Here is a 26,094-nt window from a genome sequence, read left to right as displayed (position 1 = left end):
ACCCTACAGATGAACAGAATGACCGCACTTCTAGATTCTTTAAAGCTTGTGCGAATCACTTAACAAAGTGCGCTCTGGGATTCGTGCATGAGTGGACAAGAACGAATTAAGATACGGCAGCAACTCAGATCCAAAATCAATCAGGAAAATACCATGCATCGTCTGGCGGCTATGCCCGGCGGTTGGGAAGCAGGGGCTGAAGGAGTGATCTTTATTGAGCAAACTCCTGCTCCTGTGGTCATTCTCACCGCCGCCGATACCGATATTCAAGTTTTGGCAAAAGCGATTACGCAGCTCCCCGATGATGCTCCTGAGCTGCGGGTTGCTAACCTCTTACAGCTTCAGCAACAGCTCACCATTGACACCTACGCGGAAGATGTCTTGAGCAAGGCACAGGTGATTGTGCTGCGGCTGCTGGGGGGACGCTCCTACTGGTCCTATGGCTTGGAGGTGGTTCAAGAAACGGTGGCTAAAACCGAGGCTGCTCTGCTCGTCTTGCCAGGAGATGATCGCCCTGATCCTGATTTGATGAGCCAGTCTACCGTTCCGCTGGCACAGGTGAATCAGCTCTGGCGGTATTTCACCGAAGGTGGGATCAAGAACAGCATTGCGGCCCTTCAGTTTTTATCGCATTCCTATTTAGAGTGCGAGGTTGAACCGCCACTGCCTCAATCGATTGCTCGGGTTGCGCGCTACCCTTGGCAGGCTGTAGACCATGAGTTATCTGGGGAAATATCTGAGAAAGATGCGGTAGCGCTGCATTCGCCCCCCCGGCCCCCCAATTCTGGGGGGAGAGAGCCGAAGGTTCAGTTCAATCCGGTGGACGACCTGTCCGTACCTTCAAGCTCCTCTGCTGAGGCTCAGCGTTCCCTGCGGTTTGATGAGACCTTTGAGGCACAACACAAACGCCTTGCTGAAACGGCTCCCAAACCCGTTCGCAACGCCAAAGTCGGCATTCTGTTTTATCGCGCTCATTATCTGGCGGGCAACACCGATGTGATTGACGCGCTTTGCAGTGCCCTGAGTGAGCAGGGGCTAGACTCCGTGCCGGTGTTTGTACAGTCCTTACAGGCAGCAGAGAACCAAGCGGAGCTATTAGACATTCTGCAGGCGGACGGCATTGATTTACTGATCAATACCACTAGCTTCTCACTGGCTAAGCTATCGGCAGAGACGCTGAATCTACAGCTTTGGGAGCAGCTCAATGTGCCAGTGCTGCAGGCCATCTGTAGTGGCGGCACTGAAGAAAACTGGCGGGCGCAGCTTAGAGGTCTCTCACCCCGTGATATGGCGATGAATGTGGCGCTCCCTGAGGTGGATGGGCGCATTATCAGCCGCACGATTTCGTTCAAGGCGGTGCAGGCTCGACACGCAGCTTTAGAAACCGATGTGATTAGCTATCGACCGGTTTGCGATCGCATCCACTTCGTCACCCAACTGGCAGCCAATTGGATCAAACTCCGGCGCACGCCAGCCGCAGAGCGCAAGATTGCGCTCATCCTTGCCAACTACCCCAACCGAGACGGCAGGCTCGCCAATGGTGTGGGTCTTGACACCCCTGCAAGCTGCATTGAGATTCTTAAGGCGATGGCCGCAGAGGGTTATGACCTAAAGGATATCCCGACTGATGGCGATCAGCTCATTGAGCGGCTGACAACGGGCATCACCAATGACCCAGAAGCTCAAGATCTGCGCGTTCGCTATCAATATCTTTCCCTGGCCGACTACCGGCAATATTTTGCTGAACTGCCGGAAATAGTGCAGCAGCAAATACACGACCGCTGGGGCAGTCCAGATCAATATATAGAAGTGGATGGATTTGCGATCGCAGGTCTTCAACTTGGTCAAACCTTTATCGGCATCCAGCCGTCTCGTGGTTACGATTTAGACCCCAGCCTCAACTACCACGCCCCCGACCTAGAACCCACCCACGCCTATCTCGCTTTTTACTTTTGGCTACGGCATCACTTCAACGCCCACGCCATCATTCACGTTGGCAAGCACGGCAATCTCGAATGGCTGCCGGGTAAAAGCGTGGCTCTATCCGAGTCCTGCTACCCCGAGGTTGCCCTCGGTCCCATGCCCCATCTGTATCCGTTTATCGTTAACGATCCGGGGGAAGGCTCTCAGGCCAAGCGTCGTGCCCAGGCGGTGATTCTTGATCATTTGACGCCGCCGCTGACTCGGGCCGAGCTGTACGGTCCACTGCTGCAGCTTGAGGCGCTGATTGATGAGTATTACGAGGCACAGAGTTTGGATCCTTCGCGGGTGGGCGTGATTTGCGATCGCATCGTCACCCTCATCAAGCAGGAAAACCTCCATCAAGATCTCGGTATTGATGCCCCGAATCCTAAAGATAAAGCTGATCAGATTCTCGATAACTTTTTGAGTACTGCTGATGGCTACCTGTGTGAACTCAAAGAAGCGCAGATCAGAGACGGCCTCCACATATTTGGTCAATGTCCTGAAGGTGAACAGCTTCGGGATCTGATTGTTGCCTTGGCCCGCCATCCTAGCCCTGGCCATGTGGGGATTACACGAGCTATTGCTCAAGACTGGAATCTAGATTTAGACCCACTGACGGCTGATCCTGCTGAACGACTAACGGATCAGCAGCGAGCCTGTTTGCAAGATGGTGTTGATCAGAGCATTGCGTTTTGCGCTGGCCCCCCCGGCCCCCCAATTCTGGGGGGAGAGCAGCGAGAGATAGGGGTGTTCCCTTCTCAATCTGGGGAACTTGAGACGCGAGAGGACAGAGACGTAGTGCAAGGCGTTGCTAAAATTTCGCTCATTGTTGGAGATGCGATCACAATTCTAGAACAAGAGGCAACGACCCTCGTTGAGAAGCTGCTCGGCGCGACCACACACATAACGGTAGACACACAAGTCTTAAAAACATCTAAAGAATCTATCAGCCCTAACCCCCTAAAGGAAAGCAATACAGCCATCGAGACTCTCCCCCCAGAATTGGGGGGCCGGGGGGGCAACGCAGCACCCAACGAAACTACTCAGGCAAGGCATAGACAAGACAAACCTCCATTGCCCCTTCCCCATCCCCCATCATCCATCACCCAATCCGAACTCATCTGGATTCAGAACACTCTCCTTCCCAACCTACAAAAAACGCCCCAAGAAATAACCAACCTCCTGCGCGGCTTAGACGGCCAGTACGTCCCCAGCGGTGCCTCCGGCGCACCCACCCGAGGCCGACCCGATGTCCTGCCCACAGGCCGAAACTTCTACTCCGTTGATATTCGGTCCCTTCCCACCGAAAGCGCCTGGGATGTTGGCCGCAAAGCGGCTGAGACGCTAATCGAACGCTACTGCCAAGAACAGGGCGACTATCCCCGCACCTTGGGCCTATCAATGTGGGGCACTGCTACCATGCGAACCGGCGGAGATGACATGGCCGAAGCCCTTGCTTTACTGGGCGTTCAGCCAATGTGGGAAGGGGCCTCGCGACGGGTGATTGATTTTGAGATCATTCCGCTGACAATTTTGGGGCGTCCCCGCATAGATGTGACGCTCAGGATTTCGGGGTTCTTTCGAGATGCTTTTCCTAACTTGATTGATCTCTTCGATCGGGCCGTGAATGCGGTAGCGAATCTACAGGAGCCTGCCGATCAAAATCCGTTAGCGGCACAGGCTCACAAAGAAGCATCAGACTGGCGAGAACAGGGACTCTCAGAGGAAGAGGCGGAGTTGCGATCGCGTTTCAGAATCTTTGGCTCTAAACCCGGAGCCTACGGCGCGGGCCTGCAGGGACTGATCGAATCTCAAAACTGGCAGGACGACGAAGATCTTGCCCGTGCCTACATCAACTGGAGCAGCTACGCCTACACCGCCCAACCCAACGAAGATCTGACGCAACCCAACCCATCAACCGATATCGCCGCCGAACACTCAGCCCCAGAAGCTTTTCGCCAGCGCTTAGGGCAGCTCCAGATTGTGTTGCATAACCAAGATAACCGTGAACACGATCTGCTCGACTCCGATGATTACTACCAGTTTCAGGGAGGACTCACCGCCGCAGTGCGATCTATCCAGGGACAAAACCCTGAGGTGTACTTCGGTGACAACGCCATTCCTGCGAACCCCAAAGTGCGGAAGCTAGAAGAAGAACTTGCTCGCGTTTATCGCTCCCGCGTGATCAATCCTAAATGGATTAAAGGTGCGATGCGCCACGGCTATAAAGGCGCTTTTGAAATGGCGGCAACTGTAGACTATCTATTTGCCTATGACGCCACCACCCACTGCGTCGCTGATCATATGTATCGAGGCGTTGCGGAAGCCTATTTACTCGATCCTGAAGTCCAAGATTTTATACAACGAAAGAATCCCTGGTCACTGCGGGATATGTCGGAGCGACTGCTAGAGGCCCACCAGCGCGGGCTTTGGGATGCTGACGAAACGATGGTGGAGAGGTTGCGATCGCTTGTTCACCAAGCAGAGGGCGAGATCGAGGCAAAAACGCTTTAGAGCGATCAACATTAGAATGCTCGATAAGCAGAGATATCAATCTATCTCCTCTACAATGCAGCCGAAAAACGAGATTCTAACCCACTGAGCGTTCAATACCCTGATGCTGGCTACTCAGAATGAGTGACTATAATGTAGGCTTCGGCAATCGTTCTAAATCAGAACAGTATGGGAACAGTAAAGAACACAAATAGCTGGCCTCAAGGGCTGGTTGTTATTAGCATTTTCGTCATTGCAGTCTGCACTTTATTCCCTTTCTCATTCTCTTTTTCTGATTCTCAAACAGCCACAGAAATATTTAAAAATTTTAGCTATGAGATTGGCCTCAAAGATATAGCGGGCAATCTCCTTCTATTCTTACCTCTGGGATTTGGCTGGGCAGGCATTATCAATGCAGGTCACAAAAAATATAGGTCTCTGCTCTCTTCACTATTTCTATGTGGTGGCCTGTCTACATCTGTTGAATGTTTGCAACTATTTCTTCCAGAGAGAACATCTTCCTTTACTGATATCTTCATCAATACGTTGGGAGGTCTGTTAGGAGTACTCTGCTTTCAAAAAGTGGGCACCCGATTTATAGATAAAATTATCGTTTTATTTAAAAGAAATCTTTCAGTTAAAAGCCTTGCGATCGCATTTATTATTTATACGCTGTTGGCCCTATCATTTTCAGCCTATGGCTTGAAGAAAATGTCGATTACAAACTGGAAGCAGAAATTCCCGATCACGTTAGGAAACGAACAGACAGGAGAGCGGCCCTGGCTAGGATCGATCGCAGAACTTTGGGTTACAGATTATGCACTCAAGTTCAAGGAAACCAAAGCTATCCTTGATGGACAGTCCCCCAATCTTCTGCAGCAAGATCATCTTGTTGCGTTTTATCAGTTGGGGGATCAAGGAAGTGGCAAAGATCAGTCAGGAAATCTGTCCGATCTGATTTGGCAAGGACCCACATCAGGTGATCAAACGGCGCTGGGCTCATTCTCTCGCTCGGATTCGTGGCTGCAGACAGCTCAACCCGCCACGCGTCTGATTAAAAAACTAAAGCAAGAGAACCAGTTTTCTTTCGGGGTAAAGTTTCAGGCCCGTAGCTTAGAGCAAGATGGCCCCGCTCGTTTAGTCTCACTGGCAAAGGACACTTCAGACTGGAACTTTATGCTCGGGCAAGAGAACAAGAGCTTAGTCTTTCGCCTGCACATGCTGTTTACTGAGAATGGTAACTATGTTGACCCTCAGGTCAGATTTCCGAGAGTTTTTGTTGATACTCTGCCCCATCAGGTTGTGATTACCTATACAGGTGAACTGATTCAGATTTATGTTGATAGCGCTAGAAGACGGCGATCATTTGAACTGACGCCTATCTTTGTGATGTCCAAGCTCCAAAACCTATGGTTTTCTGATATTGACTCTTCAAATATTAGGCTCTATAGATATCTATATTACTTTACATTTTTCGCGCCACTCGCTGCAATCTTGGGGGTTTTTACCGTTCTTTGCAAAAAAAATATTCAGACGTTTTTGCTGGCCAGTATCGGCTTCATTCTGCCTCCAGTAGCGCTGCAGTATGCTTTTATGGGCAATGAATGGCAGCGTTCTAATCAAGATAATTTAAGACTCAGTCTTTTGATGATGGTTATAATCATCATTGCAATTAATGTGTTCTCTAGACTCAGAAAGAAGCGATAAGCCGCAGCGCTTAAGTCTCTTTTTCTTTAGAAATATCAACAAGAACAAGCGTTAAGTCTCATGACTTATTTTGTGCTTGCCGGTCATCAATCCATCGTTTAGCCAGTCTAATCGCCTCTTGCCGAGATGATGCGTAGGGCACGGCTACTGCACATCCTAGGTCGTAGTTCACCCAAACGGAATACGTCGTACAGCCCTTTAGTTCGCTTTGCTCAACTTCAACTCTCCAGCCTTTGTGATCAAAAGCAAGAACAATGTGTGGGTAATCAGGGTCAATCATAATGGTGATTATCCTGGAATGAGACGCCTAAGACAGTATTCCCTTATTCTGAAGACTTGAGTTCATCAGATGTGCTATTAAAGCATCAATACAGTCAGGGAGCTGCTGCCAACCGTGAGAGAACGGTTAACTTCTCAGCCAAAATCCTCTGTATTCATATCTCTGATCGCTTGTTATAGCATTGCCGAAAAGGTCTGTAGATCAAACTCTGAACGGCTATGCTGTATGACAAATTAAAGCGTAAAATGCATCTTGCTCTAGTTGTAAACCGGTGGTCGATCTTCACAAATATCTACTTTTAGTAGGCTTAAATCTGCAGAGAGCTTGCAGAGGTTAATACTGCACCGACCTGAGAGGAGAGAGGCTCTGAAACGAAACATACTATTGAGGGTTGCGATCGCAACGCCCACACTCGTCCTCATGATCATCGGAGCTGACATTCTGCTCTCCGGCAGCCTATATCATCCGCTGACCTACCTTCATCAACTGACCGATCAGTGGAACTGTCGCCAGCATTTCTTCAATGCTTGCCAAAGCCAGAAGATCCAAAAGGAGACAGTAACAGGGCAAAAAGGCGTCGTTGTGACAGCCCAAGCAGAGGCATCAGAAGTCGGGCTGCAGGTCCTGCAGCAGGGCGGGAATGCTATAGATGCAGCAGTTGCCGTAGGCTATGCTCTGGCGGTCACCCATCCCTGCTGCGGCAATTTGGGGGGCGGCGGGTTTATGCTCATTCGCCTTGCCGATGGGCGGCAGACCTTCATCAACTTTAGAGAGCGGGCACCGCTAGCCGCGACCCCCGATATGTATCTTGACCCTAAGGGCAAAGTCCGTGACGGTCTGAGCACAAAGGGCTACTTGGCAGTTGGCGTTCCGGGAACAGTAAAGGGCCTAGAAGCGGCCCGAGAGAGATATGGAACCTGGCCGCGTCAAAGGATCTTGGCCCCCGCTATTTCGTTAGCTAAACAGGGGTTTGTTCTCTCACAGGGTGATGTCGACATCTTGAATAAGGGGATTCCAAAAATCAAGCGAGATCATCAGGCTGCTGACATTTTTATGGATGTTAAGGGTCGAAGGTATCGAATGGGCAATCGCCTGGTTCAAAAAGATCTGAGTCAAACCCTGCAGAAAATCTCAACCGAGGGCGAAGCCGCATTCTATCGCGGCCCCATTGCGCAACAGCTCGTTAACGCCAGCCAACAACAGGGGGGACTGTTGACGCTCAAAGATTTGCAGGAATACGAAGTGACGGAGAACCCGCCCCTGCAGTGTCGGTATCGCTCCTATGACATCGTGACAGCACCGCTGCCGGGTGGAGGCATCACCCTTTGTCAGATGCTGAATATTGTGGAGGGCTATGAATTCGATACATCTGGCCCCAAGACAAGTCAGACTCTTCATCCAATGCTTTCTGCAATGCTGTTTGCCTTTGCCGACCGCAACACCCACCTCGGCGATCCTAGATTCCATAACAGTCCCGTCGAGCGCCTGCTTAGCAAAGACTATGCTGCAGCTTTGAGAGCGAAAATCCCTGAGCAGCGTGCCGTCCCTCCGGCTTCTCTCTATGAAGGTATCACTGCGGCAACGGAAGGGACCCATACAACCCACTACTCTGTCATTGACTCTTGGGGCAATGCTGTGGCTGTGACTTACACGATTAACTCTTACTTTGGGGCTGGCGTTATCCCCAATGGGACAGGTTTCTTTCTCAACAATGAGATGGATGACTTCACACTTAAGCCCGGTACCCCCAATAGCTTTGGTCTCGTGCAGGGTCTGCCCAATCAGATTCAGCCGGGTAAACAGCCGCTAAGCTCGATGTCTCCCACGATGGTTCTAAAGAACAATCAGCTCAAATTCGTCACCGGTAGTCCGGGCGGCTCGACAATCCCGACGACAGTGCTGCAAACGATCACAAACTATATTGATTTCAAGATGGACTTGGCCGATGCCGTCAATGCGCCCAAGGTGCACTATCAAGGGCGACCTAACTTTGTGTTTGCTGAGCCTTACGCCCTTGAGTCCCGCACGATTCAAGACCTTTGGGAAATGGGGTATCGTGTTGTGCCCTTTCCACCTTGGGGAGCTGCTGAGACAGCGGGGAATAAAGCATCAGGTTTGCAGGGAATCCATGACCATCGTCGCCCTGCCGGTAAGGCTTTAGCTTACTAAAAAGATGTTTCTAGAGGCTCAAGTTGCTCTGTACTCGTTCGACTAAGGCATCTGGCAACCAAAGTCAGCATTCGGATTATGATTACCTCAAGCATGAGTCAGTAGGAGGTGCTTCTGAAGAGAATCGACCGGGTGCGGTGGCTGATTATCGCATTGCTGCTGGGAGTCTGCCTTCGCTTCAGTGCCCTGGGCCATAAGGTCTACTGGCACGATGAAGTGTTTACTTCTATCCGAGCGACGGGGCACAGTCCCAGCGAAGTTGTCTCAGATCTATCTGATGGCAGAATTGTGCAACCGGCTGAGCTAATGGCGTATCGACAATTCGACGCCACTAAGGGTTTACAGGATGCGACGAATGCTCTCCTGCGCCATCCAGAGCATCCCCCGCTTTACTATTTCTTAGTGCGATTCTGGATGCAGTGGGTTGGCGATTCTACAGCAGCAGTGCGCAGTTTATCGGCAGTTTTGAGCCTGTTGATATTTCCAGCTCTTTACTGGCTGTGTTGGGAATTGTTTGGCGACACAACCGTTGGGACTGTTGCGATCGCGCTGCTAGCCGTTTCTCCATTCCATCTGCTCTACGCCCAAGAAGCTCGAGAATATAGCCTCTGGACCTTTACCGTTGTGATGTCTTCAGCATCTTTGCTACGGGCTTTACGCTGGAACCAGCCCAAAGATTGGGGACTTTATACACTCACCATTATTATGGGGCTTTACACCTCTTTGTTTGCGGTACTGCCCACCTTGAGCCAAGGGCTATACGTCTTGATCCGAGAAGGGGGACGTTGGACTCGGAGGACAAAAGTGATGCTGCTGGTGATGGCCACGGCGGGAGTCGCCTATATTCCCTGGATCGTGACGTTTGCAACCCAGCTTGATATTGTTCATGCCCAAACCAATTGGCTCAATGTGGATGAACCGCTACTGAGTCTCGCTATCTTCTGGGGACTTCATATTAGTAGCCCCTTCGTCGATTTGGGACTCGACATGACCGACCTACGGATCTTTATTCGTCTCGCTTGTGCGCTCACGTTCTTAGGTACTGCGCTAGTGGTCCTTGTGCGCCACAGTCCACCTCGAGCATGGCTCTTTGTTCTGTTGCTCATTGGGGTCACCCTGATCGCATTGATTGTGCCGGACTTGCTGCTAGGAGGACAGCGTTCCAGCAATAGTCGCTATTTTGTTCCAACATTGATCGGGTTGCAAATCGCCGTATCATTTTGCCTTGCACACTGGCTTAAGCACCCTCACTCTCGACAACGCTTGCTGGGCAAAAGTCTGTTGATGGGCCTATTTGGCCTAGGTCTGGTGTCTTGCCTGCTGATTCTAAAATCGCCAACTTGGTGGACGAAGTGGTTCGCGCCTGAAACGATTGCTACTGCAAACTTTCTTAATCAGCAAGAGCGTCCACTGCTCATGAGCGATCTAGCTGGAAATCGTCTGGGATTGCTGCTCTCCATGAGCGATCGTCTCAACGATACTGTGCGATTTCAACTGGCTGTTCCATCTCATTTTCCGAGCATTCCTGAGCAAGGCTCTATCTTTGTCTTTGGTCCCCACGATTCGTTCCACGATGTGTTTCGGGAGCAACAGTTCACCCTTGAGCAAGTTCAGCAACCTGGAGTACAGCTCAGCACGCTCCAGGTTCAGTCAGCTCCTGCGTTGGCCCCTAAGGCCCAGACAAAAGTCGAGTGAATCTCTAAAGACATCCCGACCGACATGGCTCTATCTCGGGATGATGGGCACTGCAGACGTTGCTTGTGCTGCAGCGTAGGTGTGATACCACTGCACAAACTGTTCCATCCCTTCCTCAAGAGGGGTTTGAGGCGCAAAGCCTACGTCTCGGCTCAGCTCTGTAATGTCAGCGAAGGTGGCGTGAACGTCTCCGGGCTGCATCGGGAGCCAGTTTTTCTGAGCGGTTTTACCCAGCTTGGCTTCGATCACTTCAATGAAGTGCATGAGGCTGACGGGGCTGTGGTTGCCGATGTTATAGATTTTGTAGGGGGCGTGGCTGGAGTCCATCTGAGGCGGACGATTGAGAACGCGCACCACTCCTTCGATCACGTCGTCAATGTAGGTAAAGTCGCGCTGCATCTGGCCGTGATTGTAGACATCGATGGGGCGATTAGATGCGATCGCATCTACAAACTTAAAGTAGGCCATATCGGGCCGGCCCCAGGGACCATAGACCGTAAAAAAGCGCAGCCCCGTCACCGGTAGGCCGTAGAGATGACTATAGGAATGGGCCATCAGCTCATTCGCTTTCTTGGTGGCCGCATAGAGCGAAATGGGGTGGTCTACATTGTCTGCTGTCGAAAATGGAACCTTGCGGTTGGTGCCGTAGACCGAGCTAGAGGAGGCAAAGACAAGATGGTTGATGTGACTGTGACGGCAGCCCTCTAACACATTCATGAAGCCGACCAGATTGCTATCGACATAGGCATCAGGATTGTCGATCGAATAGCGAACCCCAGCCTGAGCCGCAAGATGGACGACACCATCGAAGGTTTGATCTGCAAAAAGTCGGGCCGTTGACTTGCGATCGCTAACGTCAAGGTATCCAAACGTAAACTGAGGATGCGAGGTAATCTGCTCTAAGCGGGCTTTCTTCAGTCGGACATCATAATAGTCGTTGAGATTATCAACGCCGACGACCTCTACACCATCTAGCAGCAGTCGTTGGGCCAGATGGAAGCCAATGAAACCAGCAGCACCCGTTACTAAGACACGCATGGCAAATATCCTTTAGCCGTAACGGCTGAGCCGCATTCATGACGATACAATCGAATCGAGTTCCACAGAGTAGCTCTGACAGAGCCAGGTAAAAGGTGCGTGATCCTACAGCGATCGGCCTGAGCCATGCAATATACCGCAGCGTCTGCCCGTATTGATATCTCTAGTGGTGATTCTATATCCAATACATCGCATCTCACAATCAACCACTGGCGAGCAAAGAGCATTGCCTGAAGGTCCAGAATTATCCCCCATCACTTTGACCCGCTTTGAACAGAGAGAAAGAGATGGGGGAATAGAGATGCTACAGCAAAGGGAAGCCTATGGTGTGGGAACCGCTTCTGGCTCAGGGTCTGGAGCTGTTTCCTCAGGCGTTGGACTTGCACTAGGTGCAGGAACCGTCAGCGTTGTTCCCCCAGGGATGGGGATGGTTATTGAACCATCTCCTGGCGCAGGTGCAGCAGGGGCTGCTCCACTGGCTTCACTCTTGAGACAGTTCAACGTTCTCAACGTCGCGGCAGCGGCATAGTTTCGCTGGGATGCTTCGTCAGGGTTGAAGGCTCGCCCCTGCTCATTCTCGGGAGAAGCAACCCCACAATAGGAAGACATTTGGCTAATCAACGACGAGGCCCAAGGGTGATTGGCGACATCCGTGAAATTAAAGGGCGACTGCTTGGCCTGCAGATCAGTTGGCAACCCCTTGAGGTTTTTGGCATACTCTGCCGCGCGGCGCAGGACCGCCATCATTTCCGCTCGGGTCACCGTCCGCGTAGGCCGGAACTCGCCGTTGGGGTAGCCTTCAACAATCTTGTTCTCCTTAGCAAAGGCAATCTTTGCAGCGCTCCAGCGAGAGGCAACAACGTCAGGGTAGGGGTCCTGAGCTGTGCTCGTGGGCACATTGAGCGTGACGTCGGGCACGTTCTTCAGAGATTCAAGCACCAGTGAGACGAGCTGTTCACGGGTCAAAGGCGTGTTGGGCCGGAACGTATTGTCTTCTTCAAAGCCAGAGACGAATTTGAGAGCAACGGCATCTCGAATCTCTTTAAGGTAAATGTCGTTCTCAACGTCTGGGAACGGAATCTGGGAAACGCCCTTCGTCAGATAGACATGGCCGAGGGTCTTTTTCTCAAACGTGCGCTTGGTAAATCGCCATTCTGGATCCAGCTGAATCTTAGCAAAGCCATCTGTCACCCCGTTAGCGCGACCCAGCTCGATTTCTTGCCCTTGGCTATTAGGCGGTGGTGAACCGACAAGGACAAGGTCTCCCCCACGCTGACGAATTCTCAGGCTGTAGTTTTGAGCCTGATCTTCGCCTTCAATGCGAATGGAATAGCCGTTGGCGTCAGTTTTGCGATCGCAAATCCCTGAAAAGTCAAAGTTCACCAGCAGCGGATCGACAATCACAGGGTTGCTGCCGCTTTCACTCCAGCATTCTTTTTCATCAGTGACTTGGCCAATGATTAAAAGCTGATGCAGTCCGTCACCATAGGGCGCTGCGACGGCAATATATTCACTTTGATCGATTTCTATTTCACCAAAGGTTGCTGCCTGTACGTGGGGAGTAGCGGCGGTCAAGGCTGTGGCAGCAGCCAAAATACTAAAAAGGCGGGGGATCGGCAGTTTCATAATTGCTCTTGGTAATGCGATAGGGAACAGGCACAAATGGTTTGAAGTAGTCGCTGGCGAGGCTACCATGATTTCTTTAAAATTGGCGTTAAGAATTATGGCACCCCTCAACCATCAGCAACCCTAGACCACACTACCGACGCCGTATGCTAGATCAATTGTTCCGATCGGCAGCGGCTGGCTCAATCAGTTGAGAGGCAAACGTATATAAGTCTTCGTCAGACTGCTGCTGCAGAACCCGATCTTTGAGGTCAATCAAGCCTTCCGAGAGTTCCTCGGCCTGGTCTCGGTAGCGAGTGTTTTCAGATAGCATGTCGGCAAAAATGCTGCGTTCAATCTCTTTGCGCGAGGGGGGCTGTTGATCATCAATCGCTAAGGTGTGATACTCCCGGCCCGTAACGTCGTACTTGAGCAAAAAGACGAGGGCTTCACTGATCTCCTGGAGCTGATTCCGCAGTGCTCGAACATCTACGTCGGAGCGGTTAAAACCAATGCTGCCCTGAATCCGCAGTTCGGTAATGGTATCTGCAGTTTGCCCCTGCTTAGCGGCGTGGGTTACTTCGTTAATAGCAAGCTGCTCAACCTCTTCAGGCGTTTGATGTGGCTTCACCTTACAGGTCAGGCGCACGATGGAGCGCTGGCGGTAGTCGCGTTTCAGGTCGGCCTCAATACCGTCAGCAGACAGCTCCACTAGATAGACACCGCGTGGATTCTGCTCTTGATTTTCGATCACGCTGTTGGCTTCTGTAGAACCAGGATTGAAAATCCAGCCTTCCACAGCGTAATTCTGATGGATATGACCCAGGGCTAAATAATCGACTCCAGCTTCTTTGAGGGGAGCAAAGTCTTGATATCTCAATGAGCCTTTGTAGCGAGCCACATAGTTCTCTAGGCCGTGATGGAACATCATGACGGTGGTATCTGGTCCGGGCGGGAGCTGCTCAATGCTGGCGGCTAGCTTTGCGATCGCAAGTGGAGCCGTTGCCCCGTACCAGCGAGACCCAACCACTCGCACACCGCAGTCCAGATCGATGTAGCTGCCGCGTTTGTTGTCAAAATCCCAAGGCTCTAGCGTTTCTTCATTGTCGGGCTTGAGTAGAATCAGTTTTTCCCAGCTTGAGAGATACCGCAGCCAGCTTGTCCGTGAGCCATAGGGTTCATAGTCATGATTGCCCTCAATTGCCAGCACCGGAATATTGGCTTCGGCCAGTTGATTAAGGCAAATCTGGGCCTGATTGAGGACGGCGGGTAAAATCTGGCGTTGCTCGAAGAGATCACCGGCAATCAGAACAAAATCGACCTGCTCTTGAATCGCATATCGGTCAAGAGCATCTTGAAAGGCATAGAAGAAGTCTTTAGTGCGCTCGGGGTTATCGTATTTGCTGTAGCCGAGGTGAACGTCAGCAAGGTGAAGAAATCGCGCCATAATCATTCAGCGGTTCAAATTGTCCTCAGTGTAGCGAATCAGGTGGTTCCGTTCGTGTCTATGGGGTTGCTCCAAGTTGTAGAGATGATCAAGAGGGGGAAAAGAATGAAGGCAACTGTGACAAAACCACTGCTGCAAAGGTTTGGGCTATCGCTCCTGTTGTGGGTCGTCCTGCTGCCGACACGCATCCAGGCTCAGAGCTTCCGGTTTATTGCAGTGGGCGATATGCCCTACTCACCTCAGGAACAACAAGTATTGGATAGGGAGATTAAGGATGCGATCTCATCTTCCCAAGCTCCCTTCGTTGTACATTATGGTGATTTCAAGGGCGGCGGCGAGACCTGCTCAGAGGCGCTGTTTACGGCTCGCCGCAATCAGATGTACGGTTTGCTGCCGGGGCGCGTTTTCTATACCCCCGGTGACAACGACTGGACCGATTGCGATCGCCCTTTTCTCAAAGCGCCTATCTCAGAGCTAGACCAGCTCGATCTGATGCGTCGTCTATTTTTTCATGAGCCACTGGATCTACCCGAAAGCTGGGCCTATGCTCGACAGCCCAACTTCCCTGAGAATGGTCGGTGGCAGCAAAATGACGTTGTGTTTACCACCCTTCACATTGTGGGGACGAATAACGGGCGGCAAGAGATTTTACTTGACGATCCTGAACTGGCACTCTCTCTCGTGGAAGCCCGCGATCAGGCCAACCGCGTTTGGCTACAGGCTGCGTTTGATGAGGCCGAAGACGCTCAAGCTCTGGTCGTGATTGTGCAAGCAGACGTGACCGATCCTGATGGCAGCGGTGCCTGTACCGCGTTCCATCGAATGAACTGTGATGCCTTTGCTAACTTCCGCGATCAGTTAATGCGATTGGCTGCCAACTTTCGTGAACAGGGCAAGCCTGCTAAGCCTGTGCTGCTGGTGCATGGGGATACAAATCCCTTTTGCTTAGACAAAAACTTTGGCGGTGAGATGGCTCCAAATCTCTGGCGACTGAATGCCTGGGGAGATTTTCAATCGCCACCTGATGCCACCGAAATTACGGTGCAACCCTCTATTGTGGATGAACCCTTTACTGTGAAAACTTTGTTGAGGCAAAATGCTCCTACACCAAATTGTCATTAGGGTTTCGTTGCGACCTAACTGCTAGCACAAATGGATTTAGGAAGATAGCAATATGGAAAGTGAAGTGAGGACTTTGTTATTCGATTTGGGTGGTGTCATCGTGGAATTGGAAGGCCAGCCTATCAAAAATAATTGGATTGGCAGCAACGATAGTCCTAAAGCTAGCTGGGAGAAATGGCTGACCTCCGATGCACCCCGAGCATTCGAAACAGGCAAGATCTCTGCAGACGAGTTCGCAAATAGAATGATCTCTGATCTGAAAATGTCCATTTCAGCAGCAGACTTTAAAGAGTATTTTACAAACTGGCCAATTGGCCCATACCCTGGTGCGATTGAATTTCTCAAGTCACTCAAGTCACGATTTACAGTAGCTTTATTCTCAAACTCAAACGAATTGCACTGGGAACGAAAAATGAACGAAATGGCTTTAGACGGCGTGTTTCATCAATCGTTTGCCTCACATCTAATGGGTTTGGCAAAGCCTGACCCTGAGGCATTCAGATATGTTATTGAGGCTTTAGAATCTGAACCCGCTGAGATCCTGTTTTTAGATGACAACCGCTTAAATGTCGAAGCAGCAAGAATTCAAGGATTACAAGCAGAGGAAGTACACGGCCTCAGCGAAGCAAAAAGATGTTTGTACAGGCGAAGACTTTATTTGAATCCTTGATCACGTGACTTTGTGAGATAAGCTCGTCGGAGTCTGTGGGAGGTAGAAAGTTTCATTCCATCACAGCTCCTCTCAGAACAGTATGAAGTGGATGATGTTACTGAATATATATTTCGCCAGCGGTATCAATTCTAGAGGGAGAATAGTGAAATAGATTTCAGAAAACTTGCAGGAAGCTGTATTTCATAACCCTTTGAATTCGTTGGAGGATTCTTGTCTAGCAAGGATTTCACGAGTTGTAGATAAATCATAGATCCTTGATACACACAAACTTTATGAAATTTAGTCTTGAGGAACCATAAAATGCCAAGTCAGAATATAGATTCAATCAAAACCCGCTTCGACAGCCGCTTAACGACGCTTGAGCACCTGCTGAAGACAGCTCAAGCTCATTTCTCTGATAGCGAGTCGTTTCTTCAGGAGCGCATTGTGGCTGATATGCTTCCCTTCGGCACACAGATCGCTTTCACGTGTAATCAACCCCGCAACTTTGCGCTGTGGTGTGACAACAAACCAGCGAATAATTTAGATCCAGAGGTCAACTCTCTCTCTCAGGCGTACGAGCATATCGCGAACACCAAGGAGCGGTTGGAGGGAATTAACGTTGAAGACGCAAAACTGGATGAGGTTTCACGAATAGATTTAGGTCAGAGTCTTTACTTCGAGCTATCAGGTAGCGCCTATTTGGATGACTTTCTGATTCCAAATTTCTATTTCCATATGGTCACGGCTTACGACATTCTTCGCAAGTTGGGTGTACCCATTGGTAAAAAAGATTACATGCTGCACTTGATGCCATTCGTCAAAAAAGCATGAAACTCAATAGCTCAAGTGCAGTAGACAGTTGAAAGTCACCAGTCCCAGATACGCGGTCATCAATAACAGAAATCAGGAACACCGATAGCGAACAAAGGAATTGTCATCCATGATTTGAGTTAAGGCACTTTTATCTTCAGAGAGCTGTAGCTCCAATTCAGTCTGCCAAGTCTCGCCTTCACCGGATAGCTCAACTGTTCCAGTTAGGTTGCGATCTCCATCACTCGTAATATCTTGAATAGGCCCGCTGCTTTCATAAAACAGAACCTGTTTGGCCTTGATCTCAAGCCTGCCATCACTGCCTTCAGAACCACACTGCGCTAAGTCAGCGTTCCATTCACCTTGAAACTGCTTAGGAATTTCCTGCACTGACTCTGCTTTAGCAACTACAGTACTGTCAGCCGGTTTATAAATAGGCTTTGTCTCTTGAGTTACTACGCTACCAGGGGTCGCTGGTGTCTTTTCGATGACTATTTCAACAGGGGGCGGTGGTGTTTCTTCAGTTACTCCACCATTAGAAACCGGTGACGTTTCTTCAATTGCTACGTTACTAATGGCTGATGATGAAGCCTCGGGGGTCTTAGCCGTAGAACACCCTCCAATAGCCACTAGCAGGAAAGTTGTGCAGACAACGGTGCTAGCGCCGAGGCGTTGAGTGAAGCTTTCTGAGTTCAGCATTAGCAAAAGATCTGTAACTGTACATTGGTATTACACAAATCAGTATTCCCAATCTAGAGGCTTCCTGGACAATGCTTTGATTCTCAATCCCTCCAAAGCAGTGTTGTTGAACCAAGCCGATTAGCAAGTAGTCTACCTAGATATTATCGAAGGTCTCTCAATAGCTGACGATTGGCTCGAAGACGATGAGTAACGCCCGGTGCAGTATCGGAGAACATCCTGGAACAAGATCACTGATTTGCGAAAAGTCTAATCCATGCATAGTAAATCAGGTGGCAAGCACTCTATTGCAACAGACTCTTGGGTTCTTGGGTGTACAAATCCCAATCGAGAAGCATGGAGATGGTAGCCACAGTCTCCCGGTACTGCCTGCGTCTCTAGCGACGGCACACCTCCAATACCGTAGAGCGGATCGCCCAAAAGCGGGAATCCGACAGCCGCCAAATGAATCCGAATCTGATGGGGACGTCCGGTGAGGATTGAGACCTCTACCAGTGTAGATTGGTCTGTCCGCTGCAGCACCTGCACATCGCTACGGGAGTATTTACCGCTGGGGGTGGCGCTGTAGATATGTCCCAAAAATGGGTGAGGAATTTTGTCGATGGGTTGTTCGATGGTGAGCTGCTCCGGTAGGTCACAAGGGCCGATCAAAGCGCGATAGATTTTTTGGAGTTTGCGATCGCGAATCTCTCGACTCAATTCCGATCGTGCTAAGGCCGACCGAGCCAACAACACCAGTCCCGACGTGCCCCGACCCAAGCGATGCACCGGCACAGGAGTCTCTTTGGGATAGCGTTTGCGCAGTAAATGCAGCAGCGTATGCTCGAGAAAGCCACCGCCGGGGAGGACGGGAAGGCCAGAGGGTTTTGCGATCGCAAGTAAATCTTCATCCTCGTATAAAACCTCAAACGACAGCGGAGCCTCTGGTTCCTGCCACGGCGGACGGTGATAGGTCAGTTTCTGTCCTGCTTGCACAACCGTATCCACCGTTCCTGGATTCCCCTCCACGCAAACCTGACCGTTTTCGATTCGCGATCGCCAGTCCTGAGCGCTAAAGCGCCGATATCGCTGGGCGTAATAATCGAGCAGCGTCACCCCACTCGCCGCCCGATTCACACAGTCGTGATAAACCCACCCCTGATTCATTCCCGGAGTCACTGAGGTCGCCAGGTTCCATGAAACCCGATGGGAACCACCTCGGGCAGCTCCAAAATGCAGAGCGGTCCCGCATCTAGACACTGAGCATTGAAAATCTGCACCGTACTTTGGTCCCGATTCCCATCAAACACAACCGTCAGCATCCAGCTCTGGCTTGGGTCATCAGGGTGGCTCACATGAATGGGTTCAATCGGGTAGCAACCGCTTGCGAACGTCGCCAGCGTCAATTGCCCCGTCTCTAAATTGAAATGGGCAACGCTATCAAAATTTTCTTCCACCTTGGCCAGTCGCTGAGACTGACAGGAGAGATACAGCGATGGATGCTGCCGTCCGACCTCAGCCATAGGCGTAATCGGAAACTCGCACTCAAGATCGAGCTGCTGTTCATTAGCAACCACCTTCCCCGCCACCGGATCAAGACGTAGCCGCCATAGATGCCCTGCCGCAGGCGTCGTCGGACATCCACTCACCACTTCCTTAAGCCACTGATTCGTATCGAAATTCGGGTAGCGAACATAGTCAATCACCACCGAACCATCATTCGCCTGAAAACCATTGCCGATATGCCACTGGAACCAGGGATCGGCTTCAATGCGGGTCACTTCTTTTAGCGTTTTACGATCCACCACCACAATTTGTGTGCCGTACTGGGGCTGCCACTGCAGGGCATCACTAAAGCTCTGGGTACCAAACACAATGGGTATCAGCTTCAGCACCACCGGAGGCATCAGAAAGACCAGATACGGCCCCGATAACACAAAGTCATGAATCAAAGAAACCCGATCAAGCGCAACCTTCCCTTGCTGCAGAATCTGGCCAGAAGCATCACTGCGATAGAGCTGAATATAGCTACGAGGCCCATAGATAATGCCAAAGTTATACAGATCGCTCGTTTGCGGATCGCGTTTTGGATGCGCTGAATAAGTCTGAGTCGCCTTCAGACTCCCCAAATCATCTAAGCCATGAGTCTCAAGAGTTTCGAGATCCAAAGCATAGGGATTTCCCCCTTCCCAGAGCGCCAGCAGCTTATCTGGCAGAGCGAGGACAGAGGTATTCGCCGCATTCTTAGGCTGACTACCCCAGCGCTTCCAGAACGGACCAGGGGCTAGTTGGCCATAGCCAGAATAAAGATACTGATTGGCCTGCTCTTCGGTCTGAAACTCCTGAGTTTGCACATAGCGATAGAGACCTATCGCCCCTGCTTCAGTGAAATGCACTGCCAGAATCGCGCCATCCCCGTCAAACCAGTGATCGACGTATTGACCCGAGCGCTGCAGCCGCCCCGGACCATTGCGATAGAGCGTCCCCCGCAGCCCCGCCGGGATCTGCCCCTCAATAACCCGCAACGGTGTCGGACCAAACTCAACAGCAGGCTGAGCCATCGCCCGAGACCAGAGGGGCCGATCTTGGCAAGAGACATCACGGGACTGAACTTGCATCGCAAAAGCTGACAGAGACCACCTCTTCAGGATTACACAGTCGATTGCGATCTCTGCCAGAGAATCTGCAAGTTAATGGAGTCCCCAAGATCGCCAGCGGTGATTTGTACCGGTGTCTGCCCCTTGGGTACAGGATGCGAGCTGATCAAGGTTAATGCCTTCACGTTGAGCATCTTCAAGATCTGTTTTATCAATGCAGGCTCCCTCTAGATTGACCTGACAGAGGTTCGCACCACTCAGTTCAACCTCACTCAAGTTGGCACCGCTCAGGTCTGCGCCCTCTAGGTCCGCGCCACGTAAATCAGCCTGCGATAAATCAACACCGACTAAGCTTGCCAGCCGTAGGTCTGCGCCAATTAAGTTCACATCACGCAAGTTGGCACCGCTTAGATCGGCACCTTTAAGATCGGCATCGGTTAAATTTGCTTGGCTCAAATTCGCTCGACTCAAATCAGTACCGCTCAGATTGGTACTGCTCAAATCCGCACGGCTGAAGTCAATGCCGCTGAGACTCAAAGAGCCTAAATTGCCACCATGGAACCGAATCGCGGAAAAATCTCGATAGCCTTGATTGTATTCGTGCAGTAGCTCTTGAATAGTGTTCATCACTGTTCTCCTAGCTTGTAGAGATACAGCCACACTGAGAATTTTTACTATTGGTAGACAATGCTGAATATTGGGGAGTTCGCTTCAGTTGCTGTCGAAAAATTTGATAGGCTAACGGTCATGCACTCTCGTCAATTTCAGCCTGCAATTAATATGAGTTTGATGCTGGTCTCTCAGCGCAGCATACCTTCTCATTATGACCTGCAATTTTCTGTCCTATACGATTGATTCACAGAACGAAATATTATTGCGCAATAATTTAGCACTTTAACTAAGCCTGTTTTTCACCGCAAAAGAGGTCAAAAAACTGAGAAAGACGACGTTATAGTCAGTCTCAAAACGTAGGCAGCAGAGTCCAGTGTGCATCGACAACTCTGCTGCTAATTTCTTGGAATTACACCTCAACTGGGGTTGGGCAAGAGACATTTGTTCCGCCTAGGCCACAGTATCCACGAGGATTTTTGGCGAGATACTGCTGATGATAATCTTCAGCATAGTAAAACGCAGGAGCATCCAGAATCTCAGTGGTAATCTCTCCATAACCGGCTTTAGTCAGGGCCGGTTGATAGGCATCACGAGAGGCTTCTGCTAATCGCTTCTGCTCGTCAGAGAACGCATAAATACCGGAGCGATATTGCGTGCCGGTGTCGTTGCCCTGCTGCATTCCTTGAGTGGGATTGTGGCTTTCCCAAAAGACCTTGAGGAGATCAGAGTAAGAAATTACGCTAGGGTCAAACACAACCAGCACCACTTCGTTGTGGCCCGTCATTCCTGAACAGACTTCTTCGTAGGTGGGGTTAGGGGTTTGTCCTGCCGCGTAGCCCACAGCCGTACTGTAGACGCCCTCCTGCTGCCAAAACTTGCGCTCGGCTCCCCAGAAACACCCAAGGCCAAAGATGGCTGTCTCCATACCATCAGGGAAGGGCGGCTTGAGCGGATGGCCGTTGACGTAATGCTGAGCGGGGATGGGCATCGTTGCTGACCGTCCTGCTAACGCTTCCTCAGAGGTGGGAAGAGTGAGTTTTTTGCCGAATCCAAATAAACCCATAATTTTCTGTCTGGTTAAGAGTACTGACTGTTCCTTTTAGCGTAGCGAATGTTAAGGGCTGACAGGTATCAAAAACGGTAATTTTCTGGGTTCAGGCATCAAAGTAGAACAGACATGCTACCCTGTTGGCAATTCGCGTATTTGGCTATATATAGTCAATGTTAGAGACCTGTGTAATGATGGCTTAACTTAACTGGCAATTTGTGTACGTAAAGCAGCTCGAACTTTCTAACTTCAAGTCTTTTGGTGGCACGACGAAGATCCCGATGCTGCCTGGGTTTACCGTCGTCTCGGGGCCTAACGGTTCCGGTAAGTCTAATCTGTTAGATGCGCTGCTGTTTGCATTGGGTCTCTCTAGCTCTAAGGGGATGCGGGCTGAGCGACTGCCCGATTTGGTCAATCACTCTCAAGTAAAGCGGGGCCACGCCATTATTGAAACGCGGGTTTCAGTCACGTTTCAGCTTGATGAGGCAGAGGTTGAAGAACTCGCTGAACAGGAATCTACCTTGGCTGCACACGAAGCGGCGGTCAGTGAGGCAGAGACACCTGCTTCGAAGAATGGAGCCGCACCTATTCAGATAGAAGACTCAGAAGAGCCTGGGCTTGCACCGGATGAATGGAAGGTAACCCGTAAGCTGCGCGTCACGAAACAAGGCACATATACATCGTCCTACGCCATTAATGATGAGCCTTGTACCCTTTCAAAGCTGCATGAAGAACTGAATCGTCGCCGCGTTTATCCTGAAGGCTACAACGTGGTTTTGCAGGGAGACGTCACCAGTATTGTTTCGATGAACGCGCGGCAGCGGCGGGAGATTATTGACGAACTTGCCGGAGTCGCCAACTTTGATCGCAAAATCGGACAGGCGAGGGGCAAGCTTGATGCTGTTAAAGACCAAGAAGATCGGTTCCGGATTGTTGAAACAGAGCTAGTTGAGCAGCGAGACCGTTTAGATCGCGATCGCATCAAGGCCCAGAAGTATAAAGCCCTCCGTGCTGAACTCCAAAACAAGAAAACCTGGGAAGGCGTTCTGATCTGGCAGGATCTGCAAAGACAGATTGAGAAACTACAGAAGCAGCTCGTTGCGGATACCGAGGCTCAAGAGCAGCTTGCTGCTAAGATTACGGCGGCTAATGCTGAAATTCAGACCGTCACCGTCAAGCTAGAAGAACTCAATGCCCAGGTGAGAGCCTTGGGGGAAGAGGAACATCTGGCAGTGCAGTCCCAGATTGCCAATCAAGAGGCAGAACTGCGGCAGCTTCAGCGCCAGCAGGAAGAGCTTGTGACCGCTCAAGATGCGACCGTTGAGGCCATCGCGCAGACCCAAACGCAGATCAGAAGCTACCAGCAGGGGCTGACGGATCTAGAGCAAAAGCGTCAAGCATTAGAATCTGAACAAATTGCGGCCTTAACCCAGCAGCGCGATCAGGCTCAGGCAGGGTTGGAAGAGGTGCGATCGCAATCCCAAGAAACCGCGCAATCTGCCGATGCTTGGATGCTGCAGCAGACTCAGCTCAATGAACAGCGCAACACATTGCTACAGAGCCTAGAGCCACAGCGGGCGGAGCAGGCCCAATTGCGAGAGCGAGTGCAGCAGCTTGAGCGACAAACGCAGCTTCAGGACCGCTCAGTCCAGCAGATCGATCAAGAAATCTCTGAGGTGCAGGCCCAGCTAAAGCAGGCAGAGGTGACGGTATCAGAGCAGGAAACTAAGGTGCAGGAACTGGCTTCGGCAGTTGCCAACTCTGATGAGTCCATCCATACCCAAGATGAAACGCAAAAGCGTCTGCTGCGAGAGCAGCAGGAGAAACAGCGACAGCTCGATAAGTTAGAGGCACAGGAGCAGGCCCAGCAAGAGGCCCAAGGCACCCACGCCACCCGCATTATCCGTAAAGCGAGGTTAGAGGGTGTACTGGGTTTAGTCGCTCAGCTCGGTCAGGTGGATGCTCGCTACCAAGTGGCTTTAGAGGTCGCCGCCGGTGGCCGCATGGGGCAGCTCGTGGTCGAAGATGATCAGGTCGCCGCCGCTGGGATTGAAATTCTCAAGCAAGAGCGCGGCGGACGCGCAACATTTTTGCCCCTCAACAAAATCCGCCGTCCCAAAGGACTGCCGCCCCTGAGAGAGGCGGGGGCCATTGACTATGCGCTGCGGCTAATTGACTTTGATCCTGAATATGAGCCCATTTTTGCCTACGTATTCGGCGGCACGGTGGTTTTCCCTTCCTTAGCAGAGGCACGGCAGCACATCGGTCGGCATCGCATGGTCACTCTAGATGGAGAGCTGCTAGAGGCCACAGGTGCGATGACTGGCGGTAGCCGCAGCAATCAGCGGACGCTTCACTTTGGTACGGGCGAAGCCGGAGAATCAGCGGCTATTGTCACCCTCCGGCGCAGGCTACAGGAAATCGAAGACCTTCTGAATCCCTTAGCTCAGCGACTCGGATCCGCGCAGGAGGGTTTAGCCCAGGCCACTCGTGACTTAATTCAGGGACGACAGGCGCACAGAGAGGCTCAGCTTCGGGCAGAGCAGCTAAGCCGGGAGGTGCAAACCCTCAACGCGAGGCGTCAGCATTTAACGACTCAGGGCGAAGCCTATACCCAGGAGTTCGCCACTGCGAAGGAACGGCTGCAGGCACTGGAAGTTGGCCTCCCTCAGCAGGAAGCGCAACTGGAAGAGATCCGGCAGGCGCTGATGACACTAGAGCAATCTCAGGCGCATGGTGAGTGGCAGGCGCTACAGCAAACGATTCAAGCAAGCGAGGTGGCCCTACGGGAGCGAGAGCAGGCTTTGCAGGCGGCTCAGAAGAGTCTAGGCGAATTTGACCTTGAGCAGCAGCGACTACAGGAACGACAGCAGCAGGGAGAGCAGCAGCTTAAGAGCTATGCCCAGCAGCAGGAAACGCAGGCGAAGCAACAGGAAGAGAATAAAGCAAAGCAAGCAGAAATGGGGGTTGCGATCGCATCTCTAAAAACCAACCTTGCCGAACTAGAGAAAAAGCTCGGGAGCGGCAAACAAGAACGAGACCGCGTCGAGCAGCAGCTCAAAGCACTCAACCAAGGCCATCAACAACTACTGTGGCAGCTCGAAAAGCTCCAGGCGACTGAACAAGAGCATAAAGATCAGCTCCAGCAGGTGCAAGCGCAGCTCGCCACCCAAGCCGCAGAGCTACCGGATCCACTCCCAGAACTACCAGAGGAGCTCACTCTAGAGCAGCTCCAGCAACAGCTCAAATCTCTCCAGCGTCGCCTAGAGGCGATGGAACCAGTCAATATGCTGGCCATTGAAGAGTACGACCGCACCCAGGCCCGCTTAGAAGAACTTACCGAAAAGCTAGAAACGCTGCTAGAAGAGCGCACAGAACTGCTCCTGCGGATCGAGAACTTCACCACATTGCGGCTCAAAGCCTTCAGCGAAGCCTTTAATGCCGTCAACGACAACTTTCAGAAAATATTTGCTGAACTATCAGATGGGGATGGGCATCTGCAGCTCGAAAATGCCGAGGATCCGTTTCAGGGCGGTCTGAACATGATCGCCCACCCCAAGGGCAAGCCCGTTCAGCGCCTCGCCTCCATGTCGGGGGGAGAGCGTTCTTTAACAGCCCTCAGCTTTATCTTTTCGCTGCAGAGCTATCGTCCGTCACCGTTTTACGCTTTTGATGAAGTAGACATGAACCTTGACGGCGCAAATGTTGAACGCCTTTCAAAAATGATTCGGCAGCAAGCAATGAAAACACAGTTCATGGTCATTAGTCTGCGCCGCCCGATGATTGAAGCCGCAGATCGAACGATCGGGGTCACCCAGGCCCGAGGTACCCACACGCAGGTCATCGGACTGCAGCTCCGCTCCGCCGCCCAGGCTTAGTCGGGATCCCCAAACCGAAGAGTTCTACTAATTTCTACAAAGAAACTCAGGGCGATACGATCTTAAGTGATTGATCGCCTGACCCCTTGCCGTATCTGGTGATCGGAATATCAAATTTATTTTTTGAGAGAGATAAAGCTACTTTGACTAAAAACGCTGTATCAAATCATACAGAGAAGACAGCGTTTAAGTATTTATTCTAACTTTACATTCCTTGACGAGTCCCCCGCCTGCATGAAAAACAAGCCGTCACGCCACAGGAAAAACCCTCTTTTATCGCACCACATTCTCAGAA

The 26,094-nt window shown here is 51.2% G+C and carries 17 protein-coding genes and 1 pseudogene; 9 read left to right on the top strand and 9 right to left on the bottom strand.

Annotation, left to right across the window (positions count from 1 at the left end; all coding sequences use genetic code 11):
* Positions 1-153: 153 nt before the first annotated feature.
* From C1752_RS02030 to C1752_RS02025, 3 genes and pseudogenes are all read left to right on the top strand, one after another.
* On the top strand, positions 154-4,479 hold the full coding sequence (locus tag C1752_RS02030; RefSeq protein ID WP_110984371.1) for a cobaltochelatase subunit CobN: 4,326 nt from the start codon (positions 154-156) through the stop codon (positions 4,477-4,479).
* Between the two features lie 168 nt (positions 4,480-4,647).
* Positions 4,648-5,022, top strand: a pseudogene (locus C1752_RS30445) (VanZ family protein); the annotation flags it as partial.
* A gap of 147 nt (positions 5,023-5,169) precedes the next feature.
* On the top strand, positions 5,170-6,165 hold the full coding sequence (locus tag C1752_RS02025) for a hypothetical protein (protein ID WP_233501258.1): 996 nt from the start codon (positions 5,170-5,172) through the stop codon (positions 6,163-6,165).
* A 58-nt stretch (positions 6,166-6,223) separates the two neighbouring features.
* Here C1752_RS02025 and C1752_RS02020 read toward each other — a convergent pair whose 3' ends face one another.
* On the bottom strand, positions 6,224-6,445 hold the full coding sequence (locus C1752_RS02020; RefSeq protein ID WP_110984369.1) for a hypothetical protein: 222 nt from the start codon (positions 6,443-6,445) through the stop codon (positions 6,224-6,226).
* 384 nt (positions 6,446-6,829) lie between these two features.
* Between C1752_RS02020 and ggt the strand changes: the two genes are divergently transcribed.
* Entirely contained in the window at positions 6,830-8,614 is a 1,785-nt protein-coding gene (gene ggt / locus C1752_RS02015; protein WP_199464248.1) for a gamma-glutamyltransferase, read from the top strand.
* Between the two features lie 108 nt (positions 8,615-8,722).
* Positions 8,723-10,309 (top strand): glycosyltransferase family 39 protein, encoded by a 1,587-nt coding sequence (locus tag C1752_RS02010; protein WP_233501256.1) that lies wholly within the window; start codon positions 8,723-8,725, stop codon positions 10,307-10,309.
* 30 nt (positions 10,310-10,339) lie between these two features.
* On the opposite strand, the gene C1752_RS02005 is transcribed toward C1752_RS02010, so the two are convergent.
* The 3 genes from C1752_RS02005 to C1752_RS01995 all read right to left on the bottom strand — a co-directional run bounded on the left by C1752_RS02005 (position 10,340) and on the right by C1752_RS01995 (position 14,399).
* Positions 10,340-11,347 (bottom strand): NAD-dependent epimerase, encoded by a 1,008-nt coding sequence (locus C1752_RS02005; RefSeq protein ID WP_110984366.1) that lies wholly within the window; start codon positions 11,345-11,347, stop codon positions 10,340-10,342.
* A gap of 321 nt (positions 11,348-11,668) precedes the next feature.
* On the bottom strand, positions 11,669-12,973 hold the full coding sequence (locus tag C1752_RS02000) for a DUF3747 domain-containing protein (RefSeq protein WP_110984365.1): 1,305 nt from the start codon (positions 12,971-12,973) through the stop codon (positions 11,669-11,671).
* 154 nt (positions 12,974-13,127) lie between these two features.
* The gene (locus tag C1752_RS01995; RefSeq protein ID WP_110984550.1) at positions 13,128-14,399 is read right to left on the bottom strand and encodes a metallophosphoesterase family protein; all 1,272 of its coding nucleotides are present in this window, start codon (positions 14,397-14,399) and stop codon (positions 13,128-13,130) included.
* Between the two features lie 105 nt (positions 14,400-14,504).
* Here C1752_RS01995 and C1752_RS01990 point away from each other — a divergent pair, with 105 nt between their 5' ends.
* From C1752_RS01990 to C1752_RS01980, 3 genes are all read left to right on the top strand, one after another.
* Positions 14,505-15,521: a hypothetical protein gene (locus C1752_RS01990; protein WP_110984364.1), complete on the top strand. Its 1,017-nt coding sequence runs from the start codon at positions 14,505-14,507 to the stop codon at positions 15,519-15,521.
* A gap of 52 nt (positions 15,522-15,573) precedes the next feature.
* A complete protein-coding gene (locus tag C1752_RS01985; protein ID WP_110984363.1) occupies positions 15,574-16,191 on the top strand; it encodes an HAD family hydrolase in 618 nt (205 codons plus the stop codon).
* Between the two features lie 303 nt (positions 16,192-16,494).
* The gene (locus C1752_RS01980; protein ID WP_110984362.1) at positions 16,495-17,007 is read left to right on the top strand and encodes a DUF1993 domain-containing protein; all 513 of its coding nucleotides are present in this window, start codon (positions 16,495-16,497) and stop codon (positions 17,005-17,007) included.
* Between the two features lie 72 nt (positions 17,008-17,079).
* On the opposite strand, the gene C1752_RS01975 is transcribed toward C1752_RS01980, so the two are convergent.
* The 5 genes from C1752_RS01975 to msrA all read right to left on the bottom strand — a co-directional run bounded on the left by C1752_RS01975 (position 17,080) and on the right by msrA (position 21,936).
* Positions 17,080-17,685, bottom strand: coding sequence for a hypothetical protein (locus tag C1752_RS01975; protein ID WP_110984361.1), 606 nt, complete (start codon positions 17,683-17,685; stop codon positions 17,080-17,082).
* 249 nt (positions 17,686-17,934) lie between these two features.
* Complete coding sequence (locus C1752_RS01970) at positions 17,935-18,831, bottom strand: RluA family pseudouridine synthase (protein ID WP_110984360.1); 897 nt, start codon at positions 18,829-18,831, stop codon at positions 17,935-17,937.
* A gap of 8 nt (positions 18,832-18,839) precedes the next feature.
* On the bottom strand, positions 18,840-20,282 hold the full coding sequence (locus tag C1752_RS01965; RefSeq protein WP_110984359.1) for a carotenoid oxygenase family protein: 1,443 nt from the start codon (positions 20,280-20,282) through the stop codon (positions 18,840-18,842).
* A 72-nt stretch (positions 20,283-20,354) separates the two neighbouring features.
* Positions 20,355-20,888 (bottom strand): pentapeptide repeat-containing protein, encoded by a 534-nt coding sequence (locus tag C1752_RS01960; RefSeq protein ID WP_110984358.1) that lies wholly within the window; start codon positions 20,886-20,888, stop codon positions 20,355-20,357.
* Between the two features lie 394 nt (positions 20,889-21,282).
* Complete coding sequence (msrA, locus tag C1752_RS01955) at positions 21,283-21,936, bottom strand: peptide-methionine (S)-S-oxide reductase MsrA (protein WP_110984357.1); 654 nt, start codon at positions 21,934-21,936, stop codon at positions 21,283-21,285.
* A gap of 203 nt (positions 21,937-22,139) precedes the next feature.
* Between msrA and smc the strand changes: the two genes are divergently transcribed.
* Complete coding sequence (smc, locus tag C1752_RS01950) at positions 22,140-25,799, top strand: chromosome segregation protein SMC (RefSeq protein ID WP_110984356.1); 3,660 nt, start codon at positions 22,140-22,142, stop codon at positions 25,797-25,799.
* The last annotated feature ends 295 nt before the right edge of the window (positions 25,800-26,094 follow it).

Origin of the sequence: Acaryochloris thomasi RCC1774 (assembly GCF_003231495.1) — a bacterium.
Lineage (GTDB): Bacteria > Cyanobacteriota > Cyanobacteriia > Thermosynechococcales > Thermosynechococcaceae > RCC1774.
This window is presented reverse-complemented; position numbering and strand designations above follow the sequence as displayed.